The 15,551-nt window shown below is 62.8% G+C and carries 17 protein-coding genes and 1 riboswitch; of the genes, 10 read left to right on the top strand and 7 right to left on the bottom strand.

The window, feature by feature from the left end:
• Positions 1–52 precede the first annotated feature (52 nt).
• The 3 genes from BB28_RS23570 to BB28_RS23560 all read left to right on the top strand — a co-directional run bounded on the left by BB28_RS23570 (position 53) and on the right by BB28_RS23560 (position 2,666).
• Entirely contained in the window at positions 53–1,060 is a 1,008-nt protein-coding gene (locus tag BB28_RS23570; RefSeq protein ID WP_046255293.1) for a bile acid:sodium symporter family protein, read from the top strand.
• A 79-nt stretch (positions 1,061–1,139) separates the two neighbouring features.
• Positions 1,140–1,904, top strand: coding sequence for an endonuclease VIII Nei2 (gene nei2 / locus BB28_RS23565; RefSeq protein ID WP_046255292.1), 765 nt, complete (start codon positions 1,140–1,142; stop codon positions 1,902–1,904).
• Positions 1,905–1,970: 66 nt separating this feature from the next.
• The gene (locus tag BB28_RS23560; RefSeq protein ID WP_046255291.1) at positions 1,971–2,666 is read left to right on the top strand and encodes a restriction endonuclease; all 696 of its coding nucleotides are present in this window, start codon (positions 1,971–1,973) and stop codon (positions 2,664–2,666) included.
• On the opposite strand, the gene BB28_RS23555 is transcribed toward BB28_RS23560, so the two are convergent.
• Genes BB28_RS23555 through BB28_RS23545 form a run of 3 tightly spaced genes read right to left on the bottom strand, consistent with a single transcriptional unit; the run spans position 2,587 to position 6,425 of the window.
• The gene (locus BB28_RS23555; protein ID WP_046255290.1) at positions 2,587–3,252 is read right to left on the bottom strand and encodes a DUF3159 domain-containing protein; all 666 of its coding nucleotides are present in this window, start codon (positions 3,250–3,252) and stop codon (positions 2,587–2,589) included. The two genes, BB28_RS23560 and BB28_RS23555, sit on opposite strands and share 80 nt — an antisense overlap.
• The gene (locus BB28_RS23550) at positions 3,249–5,123 is read right to left on the bottom strand and encodes a S9 family peptidase (protein ID WP_046255289.1); all 1,875 of its coding nucleotides are present in this window, start codon (positions 5,121–5,123) and stop codon (positions 3,249–3,251) included. The genes BB28_RS23555 and BB28_RS23550 overlap by 4 nt, the downstream gene beginning before the upstream one ends.
• 48 nt (positions 5,124–5,171) lie before the next feature.
• A complete protein-coding gene (locus tag BB28_RS23545) occupies positions 5,172–6,425 on the bottom strand; it encodes a sodium:proton exchanger (RefSeq protein WP_046255288.1) in 1,254 nt (417 codons plus the stop codon).
• Between the two features lie 226 nt (positions 6,426–6,651).
• On the opposite strand from BB28_RS23545, the gene BB28_RS23540 reads away from it, so the two are divergent.
• A complete protein-coding gene (locus tag BB28_RS23540; RefSeq protein ID WP_046255287.1) occupies positions 6,652–7,410 on the top strand; it encodes a helix-turn-helix domain-containing protein in 759 nt (252 codons plus the stop codon).
• Between the two features lie 5 nt (positions 7,411–7,415).
• On the opposite strand, the gene BB28_RS23535 is transcribed toward BB28_RS23540, so the two are convergent.
• The 3 genes from BB28_RS23535 to BB28_RS23530 form a co-directional block, all read right to left on the bottom strand.
• Positions 7,416–7,616: a hypothetical protein gene (locus BB28_RS23535; protein ID WP_046255286.1), complete on the bottom strand. Its 201-nt coding sequence runs from the start codon at positions 7,614–7,616 to the stop codon at positions 7,416–7,418.
• A 20-nt stretch (positions 7,617–7,636) separates the two neighbouring features.
• Positions 7,637–7,792, bottom strand: coding sequence for a DUF6131 family protein (locus BB28_RS25400; protein WP_044105428.1), 156 nt, complete (start codon positions 7,790–7,792; stop codon positions 7,637–7,639).
• A gap of 74 nt (positions 7,793–7,866) precedes the next feature.
• Entirely contained in the window at positions 7,867–9,282 is a 1,416-nt protein-coding gene (locus BB28_RS23530; protein ID WP_046255285.1) for a phytoene desaturase family protein, read from the bottom strand.
• Positions 9,283–9,482: 200 nt separating this feature from the next.
• On the opposite strand from BB28_RS23530, the gene BB28_RS23525 reads away from it, so the two are divergent.
• Positions 9,483–9,683: a three-helix bundle dimerization domain-containing protein gene (locus BB28_RS23525; protein ID WP_064393551.1), complete on the top strand. Its 201-nt coding sequence runs from the start codon at positions 9,483–9,485 to the stop codon at positions 9,681–9,683.
• 4 nt (positions 9,684–9,687) lie between these two features.
• Here the strand turns inward: BB28_RS23525 and BB28_RS23520 are convergent, their stop codons facing one another.
• A complete protein-coding gene (locus tag BB28_RS23520) occupies positions 9,688–10,365 on the bottom strand; it encodes a potassium channel family protein (protein WP_046256128.1) in 678 nt (225 codons plus the stop codon).
• A 60-nt stretch (positions 10,366–10,425) separates the two neighbouring features.
• Between BB28_RS23520 and BB28_RS23515 the strand changes: the two genes are divergently transcribed.
• The 5 genes from BB28_RS23515 to BB28_RS23500 all read left to right on the top strand — a co-directional run bounded on the left by BB28_RS23515 (position 10,426) and on the right by BB28_RS23500 (position 15,480).
• Positions 10,426–11,922: a potassium/proton antiporter gene (locus tag BB28_RS23515; RefSeq protein WP_046255284.1), complete on the top strand. Its 1,497-nt coding sequence runs from the start codon at positions 10,426–10,428 to the stop codon at positions 11,920–11,922.
• A gap of 84 nt (positions 11,923–12,006) precedes the next feature.
• Positions 12,007–12,176, top strand: a riboswitch (M-box (ykoK) riboswitch).
• Between the two features lie 299 nt (positions 12,177–12,475).
• Positions 12,476–14,212: an NRAMP family divalent metal transporter gene (locus BB28_RS23510; protein WP_046255283.1), complete on the top strand. Its 1,737-nt coding sequence runs from the start codon at positions 12,476–12,478 to the stop codon at positions 14,210–14,212.
• Positions 14,213–14,250: 38 nt separating this feature from the next.
• Positions 14,251–14,490 (top strand): WhiB family transcriptional regulator, encoded by a 240-nt coding sequence (locus tag BB28_RS24815; RefSeq protein WP_046256127.1) that lies wholly within the window; start codon positions 14,251–14,253, stop codon positions 14,488–14,490.
• A 303-nt stretch (positions 14,491–14,793) separates the two neighbouring features.
• Entirely contained in the window at positions 14,794–15,189 is a 396-nt protein-coding gene (locus BB28_RS25275; protein ID WP_046256126.1) for a pyridoxamine 5'-phosphate oxidase family protein, read from the top strand.
• Between the two features lie 9 nt (positions 15,190–15,198).
• Complete coding sequence (locus BB28_RS23500) at positions 15,199–15,480, top strand: glutaredoxin domain-containing protein (RefSeq protein WP_046255282.1); 282 nt, start codon at positions 15,199–15,201, stop codon at positions 15,478–15,480.
• The last annotated feature ends 71 nt before the right edge of the window (positions 15,481–15,551 follow it).

The following is a 15,551-nucleotide window of genomic DNA, read 5'->3' as shown; positions in this document are numbered from 1 at the left end:
TATCACTTCTATCGGCTTTCATAATTAGTTCCTGCGCTCGTACTGTGGCGTAGTGACGTGGCTGGCCAAACTCCGTATTGACGGATTCCTACTCGGACTGTTCGCTGCCATGGGGATTGGGCTGCTGCTCCCCGCGCGCGGCGACGCGGCCGATGTCCTGGATTGGGCAACCAAGATCGCCATCGCAGTGCTGTTCTTCCTCTACGGAACTCGATTGGAACCGCGCGAGGCGATTGAGGGTCTCAAGCACTGGAAACTGCACACCACAGTGTTGGCCGCGACCTATGTCCTGTTCCCCCTGCTGGGCCTGGCGATGCGGCTGTTGGTGCCCTCGGTGCTGACCAACGATCTCTACACCGGTGTGCTGTACCTGTGTCTACTGCCCTCGACGGTGCAGTCCTCGATCGCCTTCACATCCATCGCCCGCGGCAATGTCGCGGCCGCGGTGGTGAGCGCCTCGTTGTCGAATATGTTGGGCGTCTTCATGACTCCCGTGTTGGTGATGCTGCTCATGCAGACCACCGGGGAAGCGACGGTCTCGCCCACCGCGATCCTGGAGATCGTGGTCCAACTTCTGTTGCCCTTTGTCGCCGGCCAATTGTTGCGCCCCAAGCTGTATCGAATCCTGTCCCACACCACGCTCACCAAGGTCGTCGATCGGGGATCTGTCTACTTGGTGGTCTACGCGGCCTTCAGCGCTGGGATGGTCGAGCATGTGTGGCAGGGTCTGCAGATCTCCCGGTTGTTGGCCGTGTTCGCGGTCAGCATCGTGCTGCTGGCGGTGGTGCTGGGCGTCACGGCGGGGGCCGCACGGCTGCTGCGGTTCGACCGGGCAGACCTCATCGTCGTGATCTTCTGCGGCTCCAAGAAGAGCTTGGCGACCGGATTGCCCATGGCGACCGTGTTGTTCGCGGGTCACCCGGTGGGCTTGATCGTGCTGCCGCTGATGATCTTCCACCAGATTCAACTGATCACCTGCGCGGCGCTAGCGGGACGGTGGGGACGGGCCGAGGGTTCCAATGCGGCAACCGTCGGAGACGAGACCGTCTCTGCTGCCTGATCTTTGCGTATAGCGGCCTCGCTATGACTCCGGTGCGGAGTTCGGTAGCCTGTGACGGCTAGCGCAAGGAGGCCTCGGAATGCCAGAAGGCGACACGGTTTTCCGAACGGCGCGGCGCCTGGGCGATGCACTGACCGGCCGGGTGCTCACGGGCTGCGATATCCGTGTTCCACGTTTCGCGACCATCGATTTGAGTGGGGAACGCGTGGACGGCGTGGCTGCGCGCGGAAAGCACCTATTCATTCGCGTCGGCTGGGCAAGTATTCACTCGCATCTGAAAATGGATGGCAGCTGGCGAATCGTGTCCACTCGGGAGTCCGTACCCACGTGGGACCACCGAATCAGAGCGGTACTCAGGACGGACGACTCGGTGGCCCTCGGAATCAGCCTGGGTGTTCTGGATGTGGTCAAGCGGGGACGGGAAAACGACATCGTAGGTCATCTGGGCCCGGATCTTCTTGGGGCAGATTGGGATCCGGCCGCCGCCTTGGAGCGATTGATGGCGCGAGCAGATGATGAGCTGAGTTCGACGCTTCTCGATCAGAGAGTCATGGCGGGTATTGGCAACGTGTATTCCAACGAACTGTGTTTTCTGGCTGGGATGCTGCCCACCTCACCGGTGCAGGACCTCACCGACCCCGAGCGATTCATCGAGCGTGCCCATGCGTTGTTGCATGCGAACAAGGACAGCCATCGCAGGACTACGACTGGTGATCCGCGCCCCGGCCGTGAACTGTGGGTTTACGGCCGGCATGGAAGGCCGTGCCGCCGTTGCGGAACCCGGATCACGCGCGATCAGGCCCTGCCGCGCGTGACATATTGGTGCCCCAATTGCCAGCGGTGACGTGACGCCCCGTACCCGGGCGCCAGTTCCCCTGGGGTGTCGGAGGGCTGGCTTAAAGTCCATCCAATGAGGCTGCGGCGTTTCAGACGGAGGGCTGCTCGTAGGTGGCACCGTCTTTCGCGTGCACTGGTTGTGCTGATCATCGTGGTGCTTGCCGGGCCGATCATCGCGCTGGCTGTCTGGCCCGGTGTCCTGGTGTACCGGAACACGGCAGACCCCGCGCTTGCCGCGCTGGTACAGGTCGGTTATCTGGCTTCGCCGTATGCGGTGTATCTGATTCTGCGTGGAGCGGGATGGTGCCTGCGTCGGCTCGGCGATGTCATGGCGCAGCGTCGTTACGAAGCCCAGCTGCGCAGGTATATGACAATGTCAGGGCTTTCCGAGATCGATGAGATGTCCGGCATCGATTTCGAGACCTTCGTTGCGGCGCGCATGCACGGAGCCGGATGGCATATCGAAACCACCTCGGCATCTAGTGATTACGGTGTGGACCTGATAGCCACCAATCGGCGTGACGTCGTCGCCGTCCAATGCAAGCGATACTCGAAGACAGTGGGTGTCAGGGCCGTTCAAGAGGTCGTTGCGGGGGCGCGACATTACGACTGCACCCGCACCATGGTGGTCAGCAATCAGGATTTCACCCGCCAGGCGCATGCTCTGGCCGCGACCAGCAAGTGTGAACTCATTGGTCGTGATCGGCTGCCGCGCTGGCTGAATCAAACTGAGATGCACGGCTCTTCGAACGCCGCACTGCCCAGATGACCACCAGAAGCGCGATTCCGGCGAGTGGATAGCCCATCGCGATGCGTGCGATGGCCAGCCAGCCAACCGAATCAGCGGCGTACAGCCATTCCTGCACAACAAATCTGGAGGCGAAGACGGCCGCCATGGTCAGTGTCGCCAGTGTGAAAGCGAACCGCGAGGGTTTGTCTTTGCGCCAGCGGTGTCCGGTGCCGGTTAAGCCGTGCCAGATCACTCCGGCAAGTGGCCAACCCACCAAGACTGAGACCAGGAACACCACTGCGCCGATCAGGTTGGTCCAGATACCCATCAGGAAGAAGCCCTTGGCCGAGCCGGTTTGGTAGGCGATAGCCACCGAGATGGCCACCCCCAACAACCCGGAGATTGCCGGCTGCAGTGGTTGGTTGCGTAGCCACCGCCACGCGGCGATGGCGCCCGCCGTAGCCATGGATATCCAGATGGCACCGGCCAAACCAAAAGCACTGTTACCCAGTGCAAATGTCACACTCGGTAGGCCGGCGTAGATGAGTCCGGATAGTCCACCGACCTGTTCGAGAAGTGTGGGCTTGTTATCGGGTTTCCGTGAGAACTCAACAGTTTCGATCACGACACCTGCCGTCCGCCCAGGTACTGAGCCAGGAATCGCTCCGTCGCACGGAACAGGTCGATCTGGTTTTCAGGGTTCAAGAACCCGTGCCCTTCGTCCTCCTTGACCATGTATTCGACCTCGATACCACGGGCCCTCAGTGCGGCCACGATGTTGTCGGACTCCGCTTGGACCACACGAACGTCGTTGGCGCCCTGTACGACCAGCAATGGGGTACGGATCTGCTCTACCCGGCTGATGGGTGAGCGGGCGAGCATATCGGCTTCCTGCTCCGGCACCGCGGGATCGCCGACGTAGCGATACCAGTTGTTGTTCAGGTGCGGACGGACGAACGCGGGAAGGGTGCGCATGAAGTTGGCGAGGTTGGAGATGCCCACGTAGTCGATGGCGGCCGCGAAGACATCGGGAGTGAAGGTAACTCCGACCAGTGCGGAGTAACCACCGTACGAGCCACCGAATATCGCGACCCGGCTCGGGTCGGCGTAGCCCTGTTTGACCGCCCAGTCGACGGCGTCGATCAGATCGTCGTGCATCTTGCCCGCGAACTCGCCGATCGCCGCCTTCGTGAATGCCTTCCCATAGCCGGTGGATCCGCGGAAGTTGACCTGCAGCACTGCGTATCCACGGTTGGCCAGGAGCTGCACCGACGGATCGAATCCCCAGCTGTCACGGTGCCACGGACCGCCGTGGACCACCAGCACCAGGGGTAGTCCTGCGGGTTCCACACCTATGGGCAGCGTCAGGTAGGAGTGCAGACTCAAGCCGTCGCGCGAGGCGATCGTGACGGGCGTCATGGGCGCGAGCGTCGTCGGATCCAGGTGCGGATACGGACGGAACAGCTGTCTGCTTTCGCCCTTCTCGTGGTCGTAGAAGTAGGTGACACCGGGATCCCGGTCGTGGGTGAAGCTGACCACCCAACGGTTGCCGTTCTCGTCGCACGAGATTTCCGCGAGGTCACCGTCGGAGAGCTCCTGAAGCTTTTCCAGCACCGGAGCGAAGTCCGGATCGAGAACCCGGATATCTTGCCGCTCACCGAGATAGCGAACGGCCAGTAACTCTCCGGTCTTGCGATGCCGGATCAGCGCCGGTGCCAGGCCCAGGGCGGCGGAGAGGTCGAACGAAGGGTGGCTGTCGACCACCGACTCCGCACCGGTGGCCAGGTCGAGCCGCACCAGACGCGTGCGATCGGTATCGCGGCTTGAGCCCATCCACAACCCGGTACCGTCCGGTGTCATCTGTGTCGGGTGCATGCCGACCGGGTAGTCCGCGCCGTTGTATACGACGAGAGACTCCAGCGCCCCGAACTCGTATCGGGAGAACTCGATATCGCCTTCAGATGTCAGCGATTGCGTGAACACTTCATGATGAGGGCCGCAGAACCAGGACATGACGTTGCCGGGGTTTTCGGCGAGCATGGTCAATTCGCCGGACGCGACATCGAGCTCGTGCAGGTCGACTTGGTCGATCCTGCGGTGGTTCAGCTGAACGAACAGCTTTCCGGGACGACCGTGGGGCTGCTCCAGGCCCAGCAGACGCACACCGGGATACGGAGTGAGATCGACAGCCGGGGTGCCGGGATTGTCCAGGTCAACCCGATATAGATGCCAGTTCTCGTCACCACCGGAGTCCTGCACGTATAGCAGCCAGCGCGGGTGATCGACCCAGAGAAATCCTGTGACGCTTCGTGTTTCGTCGTAGGTAACACACCGTGCTGCGTCGTTGTCGTCATCGAGGGTTTGGACCCATACGTTGAGTCGGTTCTTCCTCGGTGCCAGGTACGCGATCTTGGTGCCGTCCGGTGAGATCGATGCGGATGCGCGAACCGGCGGATCGAAGAATTCCTCGACGGTGATGAGCTTGGGCAGCACGATGGGTGTTCCTCTCGGTGTAACGAAGTAACACCAGGAGAAACTATGCCGCTACGGCACAGTCAACTGTGGCGTCGCCGACCTGCTGAATGGTGCGCGAAGTGTCGCGATGACGTGCCTGCGGTTGACGATCAAGCCGGCAACGGCCAACACGGCGTACACGCCGCACAGGATGAGCCGACCGTGGGTCGAGGTGATGGGGAATTGGATCACGAACAAGGCCAGCAGCGCCCACGCGGTGCCACGGTGGAATCGCAGTGCGAGGATCAGGGCCACGCCCATCATGGTTTGCGTGGCTGTCAGCAGGGTTTCCTCGACCTGACGGGCATCGAGCACCAGGGAGTACCCGCCACCGCCCGCGAGATGGGCGATCGGGAGCGAACCGATCAGGAGCGTCCACTGATTGACCTTGGACGAGATCAAGGTCGCGATGGCGGCGGTTCCCTTGCCCCGCGCGGCGAAGATCGCGGCGATGATGAACTCGGGCGCTTCGGATGCCAACGGCGCCAACCACTGCACCAGCAGGAACTGGTCGATGCCCAGTTGTGTTCCGGCGCTTACCAGGCTGTTGGCGAAGGGTTCTGCGCACAACAGGATGATCGATGCGGCAAGGATGAACATCGTCACAACGGTGCTCCGGCGCATGTGCTTGGGCAGCATGCCGATGGCTGCGGCGGTGCCCACCAGCTGCGGTTCTTCGGCTTCGCCGCGGCTGATCGTGAACAGATAGAACCCGAACCAGGCCAGCAACGCGATGCCCAGCACGAGGTGAATCTGGCCGCTTGCCGGTATGACGAACGCCACGACCCCGGCCACGAGCAGGAATCCAAGCTCGATGCGGTTAGAAGGCTCCAGCGACAGCAGGTTGGTGGGGCGACCGGATGTCTTGCGCGCCACCGCGAGTGCGATGAGAACGACAACGGGCCAGCCCAGTCCCATCAACAACCTGTTCGAGCCGGTCATGTTCGCCGCGGCGTATTGGCTGTACTCGGGGACCTGGCCGGAGATGTAGGCGTAGTAGAGATCGACGGCGTATTCGGGCAGTACTGCGATCAGGGCCAGCACCGCGATGGCCAGGCCGCCGGAGACGTCGATCTGCGCGGCCTCCGCGGCCCAGGCCAAGACGAAGCTGGCGGCTACCACCGCAGCGCCGTAGATCACGAGAGCTATTACTGGATTCGGATGCAACCCACCGATCCGAGTGATCAGTGCGGGCGCCATGAACAACGCCGTGATGAACACCGACCGCAGGAGCTGACGGCGCAGCGCACCGGGCACTGTGGTCACGTTGGCGGTGGTCTGCACGGGACCAAGTTAGCACCGCCGCGTGCGCTCAGCAACAGATCGATACCCCTGCGTGATGCACTTGAAATGGGAAAATTAGCAGCTAGTAGGCACCGTTATGAATTCTTCGGTTACCCTAATATCAGAATGTGGCAAACCAGATCGTGAGCGTTGACTCGGGAGTTGCTGGTAGCCGAGGGTTTCGAATGTTGACCATGCCGCAGCGGCATAGTGTGCAGTGGGCGGTATGTCGGCAGATGCAGAAGGAGTAACGGTGGGCTGGAGTACGCGGGAGCTTGCCGAGCTCGCCGGCACCAGCCTGCGTGCTGTGCGCCATTACCACGACATCGGCCTGCTCGATGAGCCGAAACGTCGGTCAAACGGCTACAAAAGCTACGGAGTCGCACACCTGGTCAGAGTGCTGCAAATCAAACGTCTTACGGGGCTGGGTCTCTCGTTGAAGCAGATCGCGGAGATGGATGAGGCCGACGAGGATCCGCAAGAGGCGTTGCGGGCGCTGGACACGGAACTCGCTGCCACCATCGAACGGCTGCAACGTATCAGAGACGAGCTCGGTCAAATACTGTCCAGCAAGGTGCCGGCCGACATGCCGCCCGAATTCGGCTCCGCGGCAGTCGCTATGGAGCTCACCGATACCGACCGCTCGCTGGCATTCGTCATGTCCCGGGTGCTCGGTCCGCAAGGGCTGCAGGCCTTCATCGGGATGTTCCTGGACCAGCAAGACCGCGATCTCGACCGCGAGCTGGAAAACCTGGCGTCAGACGCCGACGAGCGGACGCGCGCCGATCTCGCGGCCCGGATGTCCACACATGCGCGGAAGCTCTACGCCGAGCATCCGGGGATGCTGAACTCGACCGCGGACGCTCCGCGCGGGCAGCAATTCGCCGAACGCACCGTGGCGCGGGCGCTGTTGGACCTGTTCAACCCGGCGCAGCTCGACGTGCTGGTTCGCGTGGGTGCGGCGATCAGATCAGAGCCAGGCTGAGTGGTTCACGGGCTTGGCTGTGGGATGTTGCACTGACTGACTGTCGGATTGAGTCCCGCGTAGTTGAGCGGACCGGCGAGCACAGTCAGTGCGATTGTTCCCGCGCTGGCACAGGTTTGCGGGCTGTTGGTGAAATATCCGCGTTGAGCGACGGCGATGGCCCCTACGATCAGCCAGACGGTGACCAACAATCCTGCGTACCGCATGATGTACTCCTTTGCGGCTCTTAGTAGTAGTGGCGACGGCCACCGATGGCGTGCCCCATGCGGCCCGCCACCATCAGGATCAATCCGATGACGATGAGCACGACCCCGCCGGTCCACAACCATCCAATGTCGAGAAAGAAGCCGGCGGCCAACAGGATGGCTCCGAGGACGATCATGGCCCTCACCTCGTTCCGTGCGGGTTCCCACGCACTACATTTTGTTTACGACGTTAACCATACGCCGTCGGCCCTCATCGGGGGAGATGTTTGAGCGCGGTGTTCGCGGCGTGTACACCGCACATGCCGTGGGCGCCGGGGCCGGGCGGTGTGGCCGCCGAACAGATGAACATGCCCGGTGTGCCAAGGCTGTAGGGGGCGAGCCCGACACGGGGGCCGAATATCAGCTGTCGAATGTCCTTGGCGCCCGTCATGATGTCTCCGCCCACGTAGTTGGCGTTGTACATCGACATTTCCGTGGTGGAGCGCACCGCCAGGCCAACGATCCGTTCACGGAACCCGGGCGCGAATCGTTCGATCTGCTCGATGATCGCCTGGGTGGCGTCTCCGGTGTAACCGAATGGCACGTGCGCGTAGGTCCACAGTGGGTGGATGTTGCCGGAGGAGCGCTGCGGATCGGCCAGATATTGTTGGCCGACAAGGACGAAGGGGCGCTCCGGCATGATGCTCGCATGGATCTGCCGCTCGGTTGAGGCCACTTCGGCGTAGGTCCCGCCGAGGTGCACAGTGCCTGCTCGGTGGGCGGCGGGTGCGGTCCACGGTACGCCGCCCTCGATCGCGAAATCGACCTTGAAGGCGCCGGGCCCGTGCCGGAAACGCGTAAACGCACGGGCGACTCGCGTGGGCAGCCGATCACCGAGAATCTTTGCAACAGAGCTGGGTTCAAGGTCGAACAGCGTGAGATCGGCGGCAGGTAGTTGCCCGGCGTCATTGATGCGAACGCCCGTGTGCACCTGTGCGCCCAGCTCTCCGAGCGTTGTGGTCATGGCGTCGACGAGAGAACCGGTGCCGCCGGAGACGACGGGCCAGCCGTAGCGATGGCCCGCCGTCATGATTCCGAGGCCCACTGCGGCAGTCATCGGGTAGTGCAATGGCCGGAAGGCATGCGCGGCGACGCCGCCGTACAGGGCGCGGGCGGGTTCAGTGCGGAGCAGTTGCGCGATGGCTGAGGCGGGCAGGGCGGCGGGCATTCCGAATCGCGCCATCTGAACCGGGTGGCTGGGCATCCGCAGCAATGGCGCGGTGATGTCTTCCACGAGGGTGCCGAAATGCCGCGACGGATAACCGAACAACGCACGCCAACGGTTGCCGTCTCGCCCCATCTGTGCGGCGGTGTCCTCGACCGACCGAAGCAGTACACCCGCCAAGCCGTCGTCGAGGGGGTGAACGCAGTCGATCTCGGGTAGCAGCCAATGCACACCATGGCGGGCCAGATCCAGGCTGGTCAAGAAGGAGGACCCGATGGCCATCGGGTGCACGGCCGCACAGTGGTCATGGATGAGCCCGGGGTGGAGCATCTCTGAGGAACGGCACCCGCCCCCGGGTTCATCAGTGGCTTCCAACACAGTGACAGAGATCCCCGCACGGGCGAGGGTAATTGCTGCGGCTAGTCCGTTGGGTCCGCTGCCGACCACGGTGGCGGTGCTCATCGGGCTACCGGGAGGCTGGCCCAGACACTGCGAGATACACAGGTAATCAACGAATTACAGGCGACCTGCACCGTGATATCCACCTCCGTCGGGTCCGTCACCCGAGTCTACAAACCGGGTTGCGGAGCCCTTGGCTGGCCGTCGTTGACGTCAATTTCGGCAGTTGACGAAACTGTAAACGTAGTGCAAATTTTGTCCCTGTGGCGGTACTCAGTGAGCAGGCAGGGATCGGCGACCTTGTGGAGCAGCTCCATGGGCGACATCCGAATCTGACCCGCGACATTGTGGAGGCGGTAGTTCGGGCCGAGCACTCCCGCTTCGATGACAGCCCGCTGCGTGACTACGTTCCACTGCTGGTGGAGCGGCGGGCACGCGAGGAACTGGCCCTGCTCAGCGTCTAGCCACCTATCTATCGGGTGCTACTGCGGCTCCGTGGATTGCTGCGCGAACGGCGGCCTCTACCGCGCTGTTGGCGATGAAGAGCATCTCGTCCCCGGCCACCAAGACATCCTCGGCCTTGGGGACTACGACGGTTCCGTTCCGAACCAAGGTGACCAGTGCGGTGTTTGGCGGCAAGTCCAGGTTTGCCACACGCTGTCCCACCAACGGATTGTCTTCGGGCAGCGTCAGTTTTGTCAGTTCCGCACTACCCTCGCGCAATCCCATGAGACGTACCAGGTGTCCGATGTCGATCGCGCCCTCGATACCTGCCACCATGGCGCCGGGTGTCGAAACCGCCACATCGATACCCCAGGCCGGGCCGAACAGCGACTGGTTACGAATGTCGTTGATGCGGGCCACCACCCTGGGCACCCCGAACTCGGTCTTGGCCAGCAGGCCCACAACCAGATTTGCCTTGTCGTCACCGGTGGCAGCGACCACGACGTCACAGGTCTCGATCCCTGCTTCTTCGAGAGTCTCCAGCTCGCAGGCATCGGCGTTGAGCCAGTCGGCCCCGGGCACCGCGTGCGGATCGAAGTTGCTGCGCTCGCGTTCGATCAGCAGGATCTTGTGGCCGTAGTCGAGCAGCTCGCGGGCAACGGAACGGCCGACCTTGCCGGCGCCGGCAACAGCGACTCGCATCTTCCGTTCCACCATCCCGCTATCGTGCCCTATTAATCAGAGTCGACCGACGGGAATGACGTGAGCCTGCACGAGCTGTACCTGGCCTTGCTTATCGGTGGGCTTGTGCTGCTCGCCAGCATTGTCGGCACTCGGGTGGCTACGCGTATCGGGTTCCCCAGCCTTTTGTTCTTCCTTTTGGTGGGTGTGGTGCTCGGCGAAGACGGGCTCGGCCTTGACTTCGACAATGTGGAACTGGCCCGAAATGTGTGCACCGCAGCACTGGCGGTCATTCTCGTCGAGGGTGGTTTGACCACGCGGTTTTCCGATATCCGTAAGGTGCTCGCACCCGCCGGTGCGTTGGCCACCGTCGGTGTGGTGATCAGCACGGTGGTAACCGCCGTCGGTGCGCACGTGTTGTTGCGCATGGACTGGCAGTTGGCATTGCTGTTGGGCGCCATAGTGTCCTCCACCGATGCCGCGGCCGTGTTCTCCGTGCTGAGGGTGCTGCCGCTGCCGCGCCGGCTCGCGGGTCTGCTGGAGGCGGAGTCCGGATTCAACGACGCTCCTGCCGTGATTCTGGTCTTGATGTTCAGCATCGTGCCCTTCGTATTCGAACCGAAGAGTGCCGTTGTTCAGATCGTGTATGAGCTCCTGGCCGGTTCTGCGATCGGATTGGTGTGCGGGTTTGTTGGGGCGATGGCACTGCGCCGCGTTGCCCTGCCCGCGTCGGGTCTGTACCCGATCGCGACATTCGGTATCGGTCTGGTCGCGTTCGCGGCTTCAGGCAGCGTGCACGCCAGCGGATTCATCGCCGCCTATCTGGCCGCCGTGGTGCTGGCCAATTCCGGTCTACCGCACCGGTCTGCTACCCGATCGTTCGCAGAGGGGCTCGGTTGGCTGGCGCAGATAGGTCTCTTCGTGCTGCTGGGCTTGCTGGTCAATCCCAGTGAGTTGTGGGGCGACCTGGTTCCGGCAATCGTCGTCGGGCTCGTGCTGCTGCTGGTGGCCCGGCCGCTGTCTGTGGTGGGATCACTTGTCGGTTTCGGAATCCCCTGGCGCGAGCAGGCCTTTCTGTCCTGGGCAGGTTTGCGCGGTGCGGTGCCCGTCGTTCTTGCCACCTTCCCGATCGTGGAGGGCGTGCCGAACAGTTACCGTCTGCTGAATATCGTGTTCGTTCTGGTGGTGGTTTTCACCCTGGTGCAGGGGCCGAGCTTGCGGCCCGTCGCGCGCCTGCTCGGCCTGATCACTCGCGAAGCCACCCGTGAAATCCAAGTCGAGGCGGCACCTTTGGATGTGCTGGATGCCGAGCTGCTCACCATGAAGGTGCAGTCGGATTCCCGGTTGCGCAATGTCACCATCCTCGAATTGCGATTACCCGATCCGGCTGTCGTCACCCTGATCATCAGGCAGGGCAATACCTTCGTTCCGTTACCGGACACCAGGATCGAATCAGACGACGAGTTGATGATCGTCACTACCAGCAAGGCGCGGGCGCTGACAGAGTCACGACTGCGTGCGGTGAGTCGGCGTGGCAAGCTCGCGTACTGGTTCGACGAGTACGGGGATCTCGGCTGATTGGTGGCGCATGCCGCTAAGAACTTGTGGGGAATCAGGGTTTGCGTTGACGCACAGCAGCACTCGGGCATACAGTAACGCGCGTCAGCACCTCGCTAGGCGAGGCTCCTGCACGAACACAGGCCACTGATCCGACGACGTCGAGAGACGCCCAGGGTTAGGACAGATCTCCCCGGCCTAAGGGGTGATCCGAGGTGGCTGCCCTTTGGGGATTACGTCGTGCAGTGCCGAAGCTCTGACGAGAGAGGTGGTCGGCCCTTCCAGTGACGGGCGCTCTCCTGTCTGGGTGCCATTGATGTGCGCTGACATGAAGATGTTGCGGCACAGCCGCTCTGGCAGCGAGGAGGTGAGGGACGACATGCAGTCCGGCGATAGTCCGTATCTGAGTCCGGATCGACAATCTGGCCTAGGCCAGCACGTACACGTGTTCCCAGCCTTCCACTGCGGTACCGCTCACGCCTGACCTGTCGCGAAAAACACTGCGCCAGGCTTGGTTTGCCGTGCGCGGAGAACGTCCGCAGTGGACCGAACCCTGAGAAGGGCGGCATCTGCTATGGCATTTTTCAACGGCGTTTCCCGCCGATACGACGACAGCACCCACGCTCCTACCGGCGCCGTCATGGACAGCGCGCATGTCGGCGACATCGTCGGCGCGCTGGGCACCATCGGGCGGCATGAGAGCTCCGAGGGCCGCAGTAAGCGGCAGCGATTCCGGATGTTGTTGGCAGTCTTGGGTCCCGGCCTCATCGTGATGGTCGGCGACAATGACGCGGGCGGCGTCGCCACGTACGCCCAGGCCGGACAGAACTACGGCATGGCGTTGATATGGACGTTGGCCCTGCTGATTCCCGTGCTCTATGTGAATCAGGAGATGGTGGTCCGGCTCGGTGCGGTCGCGGGGGTGGGGCATGCGCGGCTGATCTTCACCAGGTTCGGACGGTTCTGGGGTGCGTTCAGCGTCGGCGACCTGTTTGTGGTGAACGCGCTGACGATCGTGACCGAATTCATCGGGGTGGCGATGGCGTTGAGCTACTTCGGGCTTCCCCGGTGGATCTCGGTGCCGTTGGCTGCCGTGTTGTTGTTCGCGGTGATCGCCGGAGGATCGTTCCGGCGCTGGGAGCGATTCCTGTTCGCGCTTATCGCGCTCAATGTGGTGATGATTCCGATGGTGGTCTTGGTTCGGCCCACGCTGGCCGAAACGGCCTCCGGATTCGTGCCGTCATTTCCGGGTGGGTTGAACGCCGAACTGCTGATGTTGATCGTTGCGATCGTGGGTACCACGGTGGCACCGTGGCAGCTGTTCTTCCAGCAGTCCAACATCGTGGACAAGCGTTTGACACCGCGGTGGATCCGTTACGAACGAATCGATTTGGCCATCGGAATCGTCGTGGTGATGGTTGGCGCCATGTGCATCATGGGAGCGGCCGCATTCGGCCTGGCAGGTACCGACGCTGTCGGGAACTTCACTGATGCGGGCGCAGTCGCGCGGCTGCTGCACGAGCATGTGAGCCCCACAGTGGGTGCACTTTTCGCCCTCTTGCTGTTGGATGCCTCGCTCATCGGAGCCAACGCGGTGGGTTTGGCCACCACCTATGCGCTGGGCGATACCTTCGGCAAGCGCCACTCGCTGCATTGGAAGCTCAGCGAGGCACCCACCTTCTACCTGGGCTATGGCACGTTGCTCGCGGTCGCCGCGGCGGTGTCGTTCAGTCCGGATCCGGTGCTGGGTGTGCTCACCCAGGGGGTGCAGGCACTCGCCGGCGTGCTGTTGCCGTCGGCGACGGTGTTCTTGGTGCTGTTGTGCAACGACAAGGCTGTCCTGGGGCCGTGGGTCAACACCGTGCGTCAGAACATCGTTGCGGGAGCGATCGTTTGGTCGTTGGTGCTGTTGTCGTTGTCGCTGACCGCAGTGACATTCTTCCCGGATCTGACGACCCAACAGCTCAAGGTGTTCTTTGGGGCCGGAGTGGTTGTCGGCGTCCTTGGCGGGCTGGTGATTTACGCGATGCAGAAGCGGGCGGAGCGTGCTGGCGCTCGTGTCACGGCCGGCGATCTCGGGGGACTGGATCCCGCGGAGATCTGGGATCTGGAATCGGCGCCGCGTGATCGGGCGCTGAGGCGGGAAGTTCTGCGGCAGGAGCGCGAAACCTGGCGCACCCCAGCGCTTGACACGCTGGAACGCCCAGCGTGGTCACCGCTGCGCACCGGGGGAATGGTGGCCCTTCGTGGCTATCTCGTGCTCGCGGTGGTGCTGGTCGGTGTCAAAGTCGCGCAGACGATCGGGGGGTAGCGGAAATGAAGTGGCTTGAGTGGGCGCGCTGCCGTGGCATGTCGACCGATCTGTTCTTCTCGCCGGATAACGAGCGGGGAAGGGCCCGAAACCTGCGGGAGGCACGCGCCAAACAGATCTGCCGGAATTGCCCCGTGCGGGACCCGTGCGGTAGGTACGCCATCGCGGCAGGCGAATCGTTCGGGGTGTGGGGAGCGACCACCCCACGGGAACGGCGCGACCGGAGCGGGGTGCCGCCGCGGAAGCGAGCACTAGACGTAGTTAGTTATTCCGAATAATATAGTTAGGTGACCCGAAACCATGAGATGGATATGGGGCCCCGCCACGCGTCCTGGTGTGAGACGGTTGCGATAGCGCAAGCAATCGCTCAGGGAGACAAGGTTTCCGCGGCGGGGATCTTACGGACCAGCCAGCGCCCGCTCGTGGTGTCCGAGGGTCTGCTGCACCTGCTCTCGGTGCTGATGCGCACGGCTCCGGTCGGTGATACGAGGCGACTACTCGACACCGCGCGGACCTGCACACCGCCGCCGCCTATACCGAATCTCGTTCCAGCACAACCACTCCAGGAGGTCACGCCCACTATGCCCACGCTCACCGATGAGATGAAGCGGATGCTCGGTTCCCAGCTGGCGATTCTTGCGACCGTGACCGACGGCACGACCCCCAACATTGGACCCAAACGCTCCCTTCGGGTCCGGGATGAGCATTCGCTGATTTTCAACGAGAACACCGGCGGGCAGACTTTGGCCAATATTCATGCAGGATCGAAGGTCTCGGTTGCGGTGATCGATCGCGAAGCGTTGGACGGCTACCGGTTCGTCGGTTCGGCCCACGTTCACGAATCGGGGCCCGCGTTCGACGATGCCGTCGCGTTCGCGCAGGAGCGCGGCCTGAAGTACCCGCGCTGTGCCGTCGTCATCGCGATCGACGACATCTACACGCTCAAGCCAGGTGTCACTGCGGGGAAGCCCGTGTAGACATGGATCATGACGAAGCCCATTTCAGAGTCTGACGAGGTTGTCCTGTACTGGCGACCGGGCTGTCCCTACTGCATCAAACTCCGGGCGGAACTGCGCTTCAGCGGACTTCGCTACACAGAGGTCAACATCTGGGAATCCGCGGAGGCGGCAGCTTACGTGCGTTCCGTCGCCAACGGCAACGAGACTGTGCCGACTGTGGACGTCGCGGGGCATGCCGTGGTGAACCCCTCACGGCGACAACTGCTGGCCTTGGTGCGAGAGCATGCGCCACAGGCGTTGCGAGAGTGACGCTCCTCACCTCACGGTGGCATCCGTGCTGGACCCGCTCGGCCTGGACCAGCATGAATGCGCGCTCGGTG

The organism is Mycobacteroides chelonae CCUG 47445 (assembly GCF_001632805.1).
Taxonomy (GTDB): Bacteria; Actinomycetota; Actinomycetes; order Mycobacteriales; family Mycobacteriaceae; genus Mycobacterium; species Mycobacterium chelonae.
This window is presented reverse-complemented; position numbering and strand designations above follow the sequence as displayed.

Coding starts and splice junctions, on each gene's coding strand:
- BB28_RS23520 (WP_046256128.1), bottom strand. CDS start 10,365: ATGCGAGTCGCTGTTGCCGGCGCCGGCAAGGTCGGCCGTTCCGTTGCC.
- BB28_RS25275 (WP_046256126.1), top strand. CDS start 14,794: ATGCCCACGCTCACCGATGAGATGAAGCGGATGCTCGGTTCCCAGCTG.
- BB28_RS23530 (WP_046255285.1), bottom strand. CDS start 9,282: ATGAGCACCGCCACCGTGGTCGGCAGCGGACCCAACGGACTAGCCGCA.
- BB28_RS24815 (WP_046256127.1), top strand. CDS start 14,251: ATGTCGACCGATCTGTTCTTCTCGCCGGATAACGAGCGGGGAAGGGCC.
- BB28_RS23500 (WP_046255282.1), top strand. CDS start 15,199: ATGACGAAGCCCATTTCAGAGTCTGACGAGGTTGTCCTGTACTGGCGA.
- nei2 (WP_046255292.1), top strand. CDS start 1,140: ATGCCAGAAGGCGACACGGTTTTCCGAACGGCGCGGCGCCTGGGCGAT.
- BB28_RS23535 (WP_046255286.1), bottom strand. CDS start 7,616: ATGCGGTACGCAGGATTGTTGGTCACCGTCTGGCTGATCGTAGGGGCC.
- BB28_RS25400 (WP_044105428.1), bottom strand. CDS start 7,792: ATGATCGTCCTCGGAGCCATCCTGTTGGCCGCCGGCTTCTTTCTCGAC.
- BB28_RS23560 (WP_046255291.1), top strand. CDS start 1,971: ATGAGGCTGCGGCGTTTCAGACGGAGGGCTGCTCGTAGGTGGCACCGT.
- BB28_RS23540 (WP_046255287.1), top strand. CDS start 6,652: ATGTCGGCAGATGCAGAAGGAGTAACGGTGGGCTGGAGTACGCGGGAG.
- BB28_RS23510 (WP_046255283.1), top strand. CDS start 12,476: ATGGCATTTTTCAACGGCGTTTCCCGCCGATACGACGACAGCACCCAC.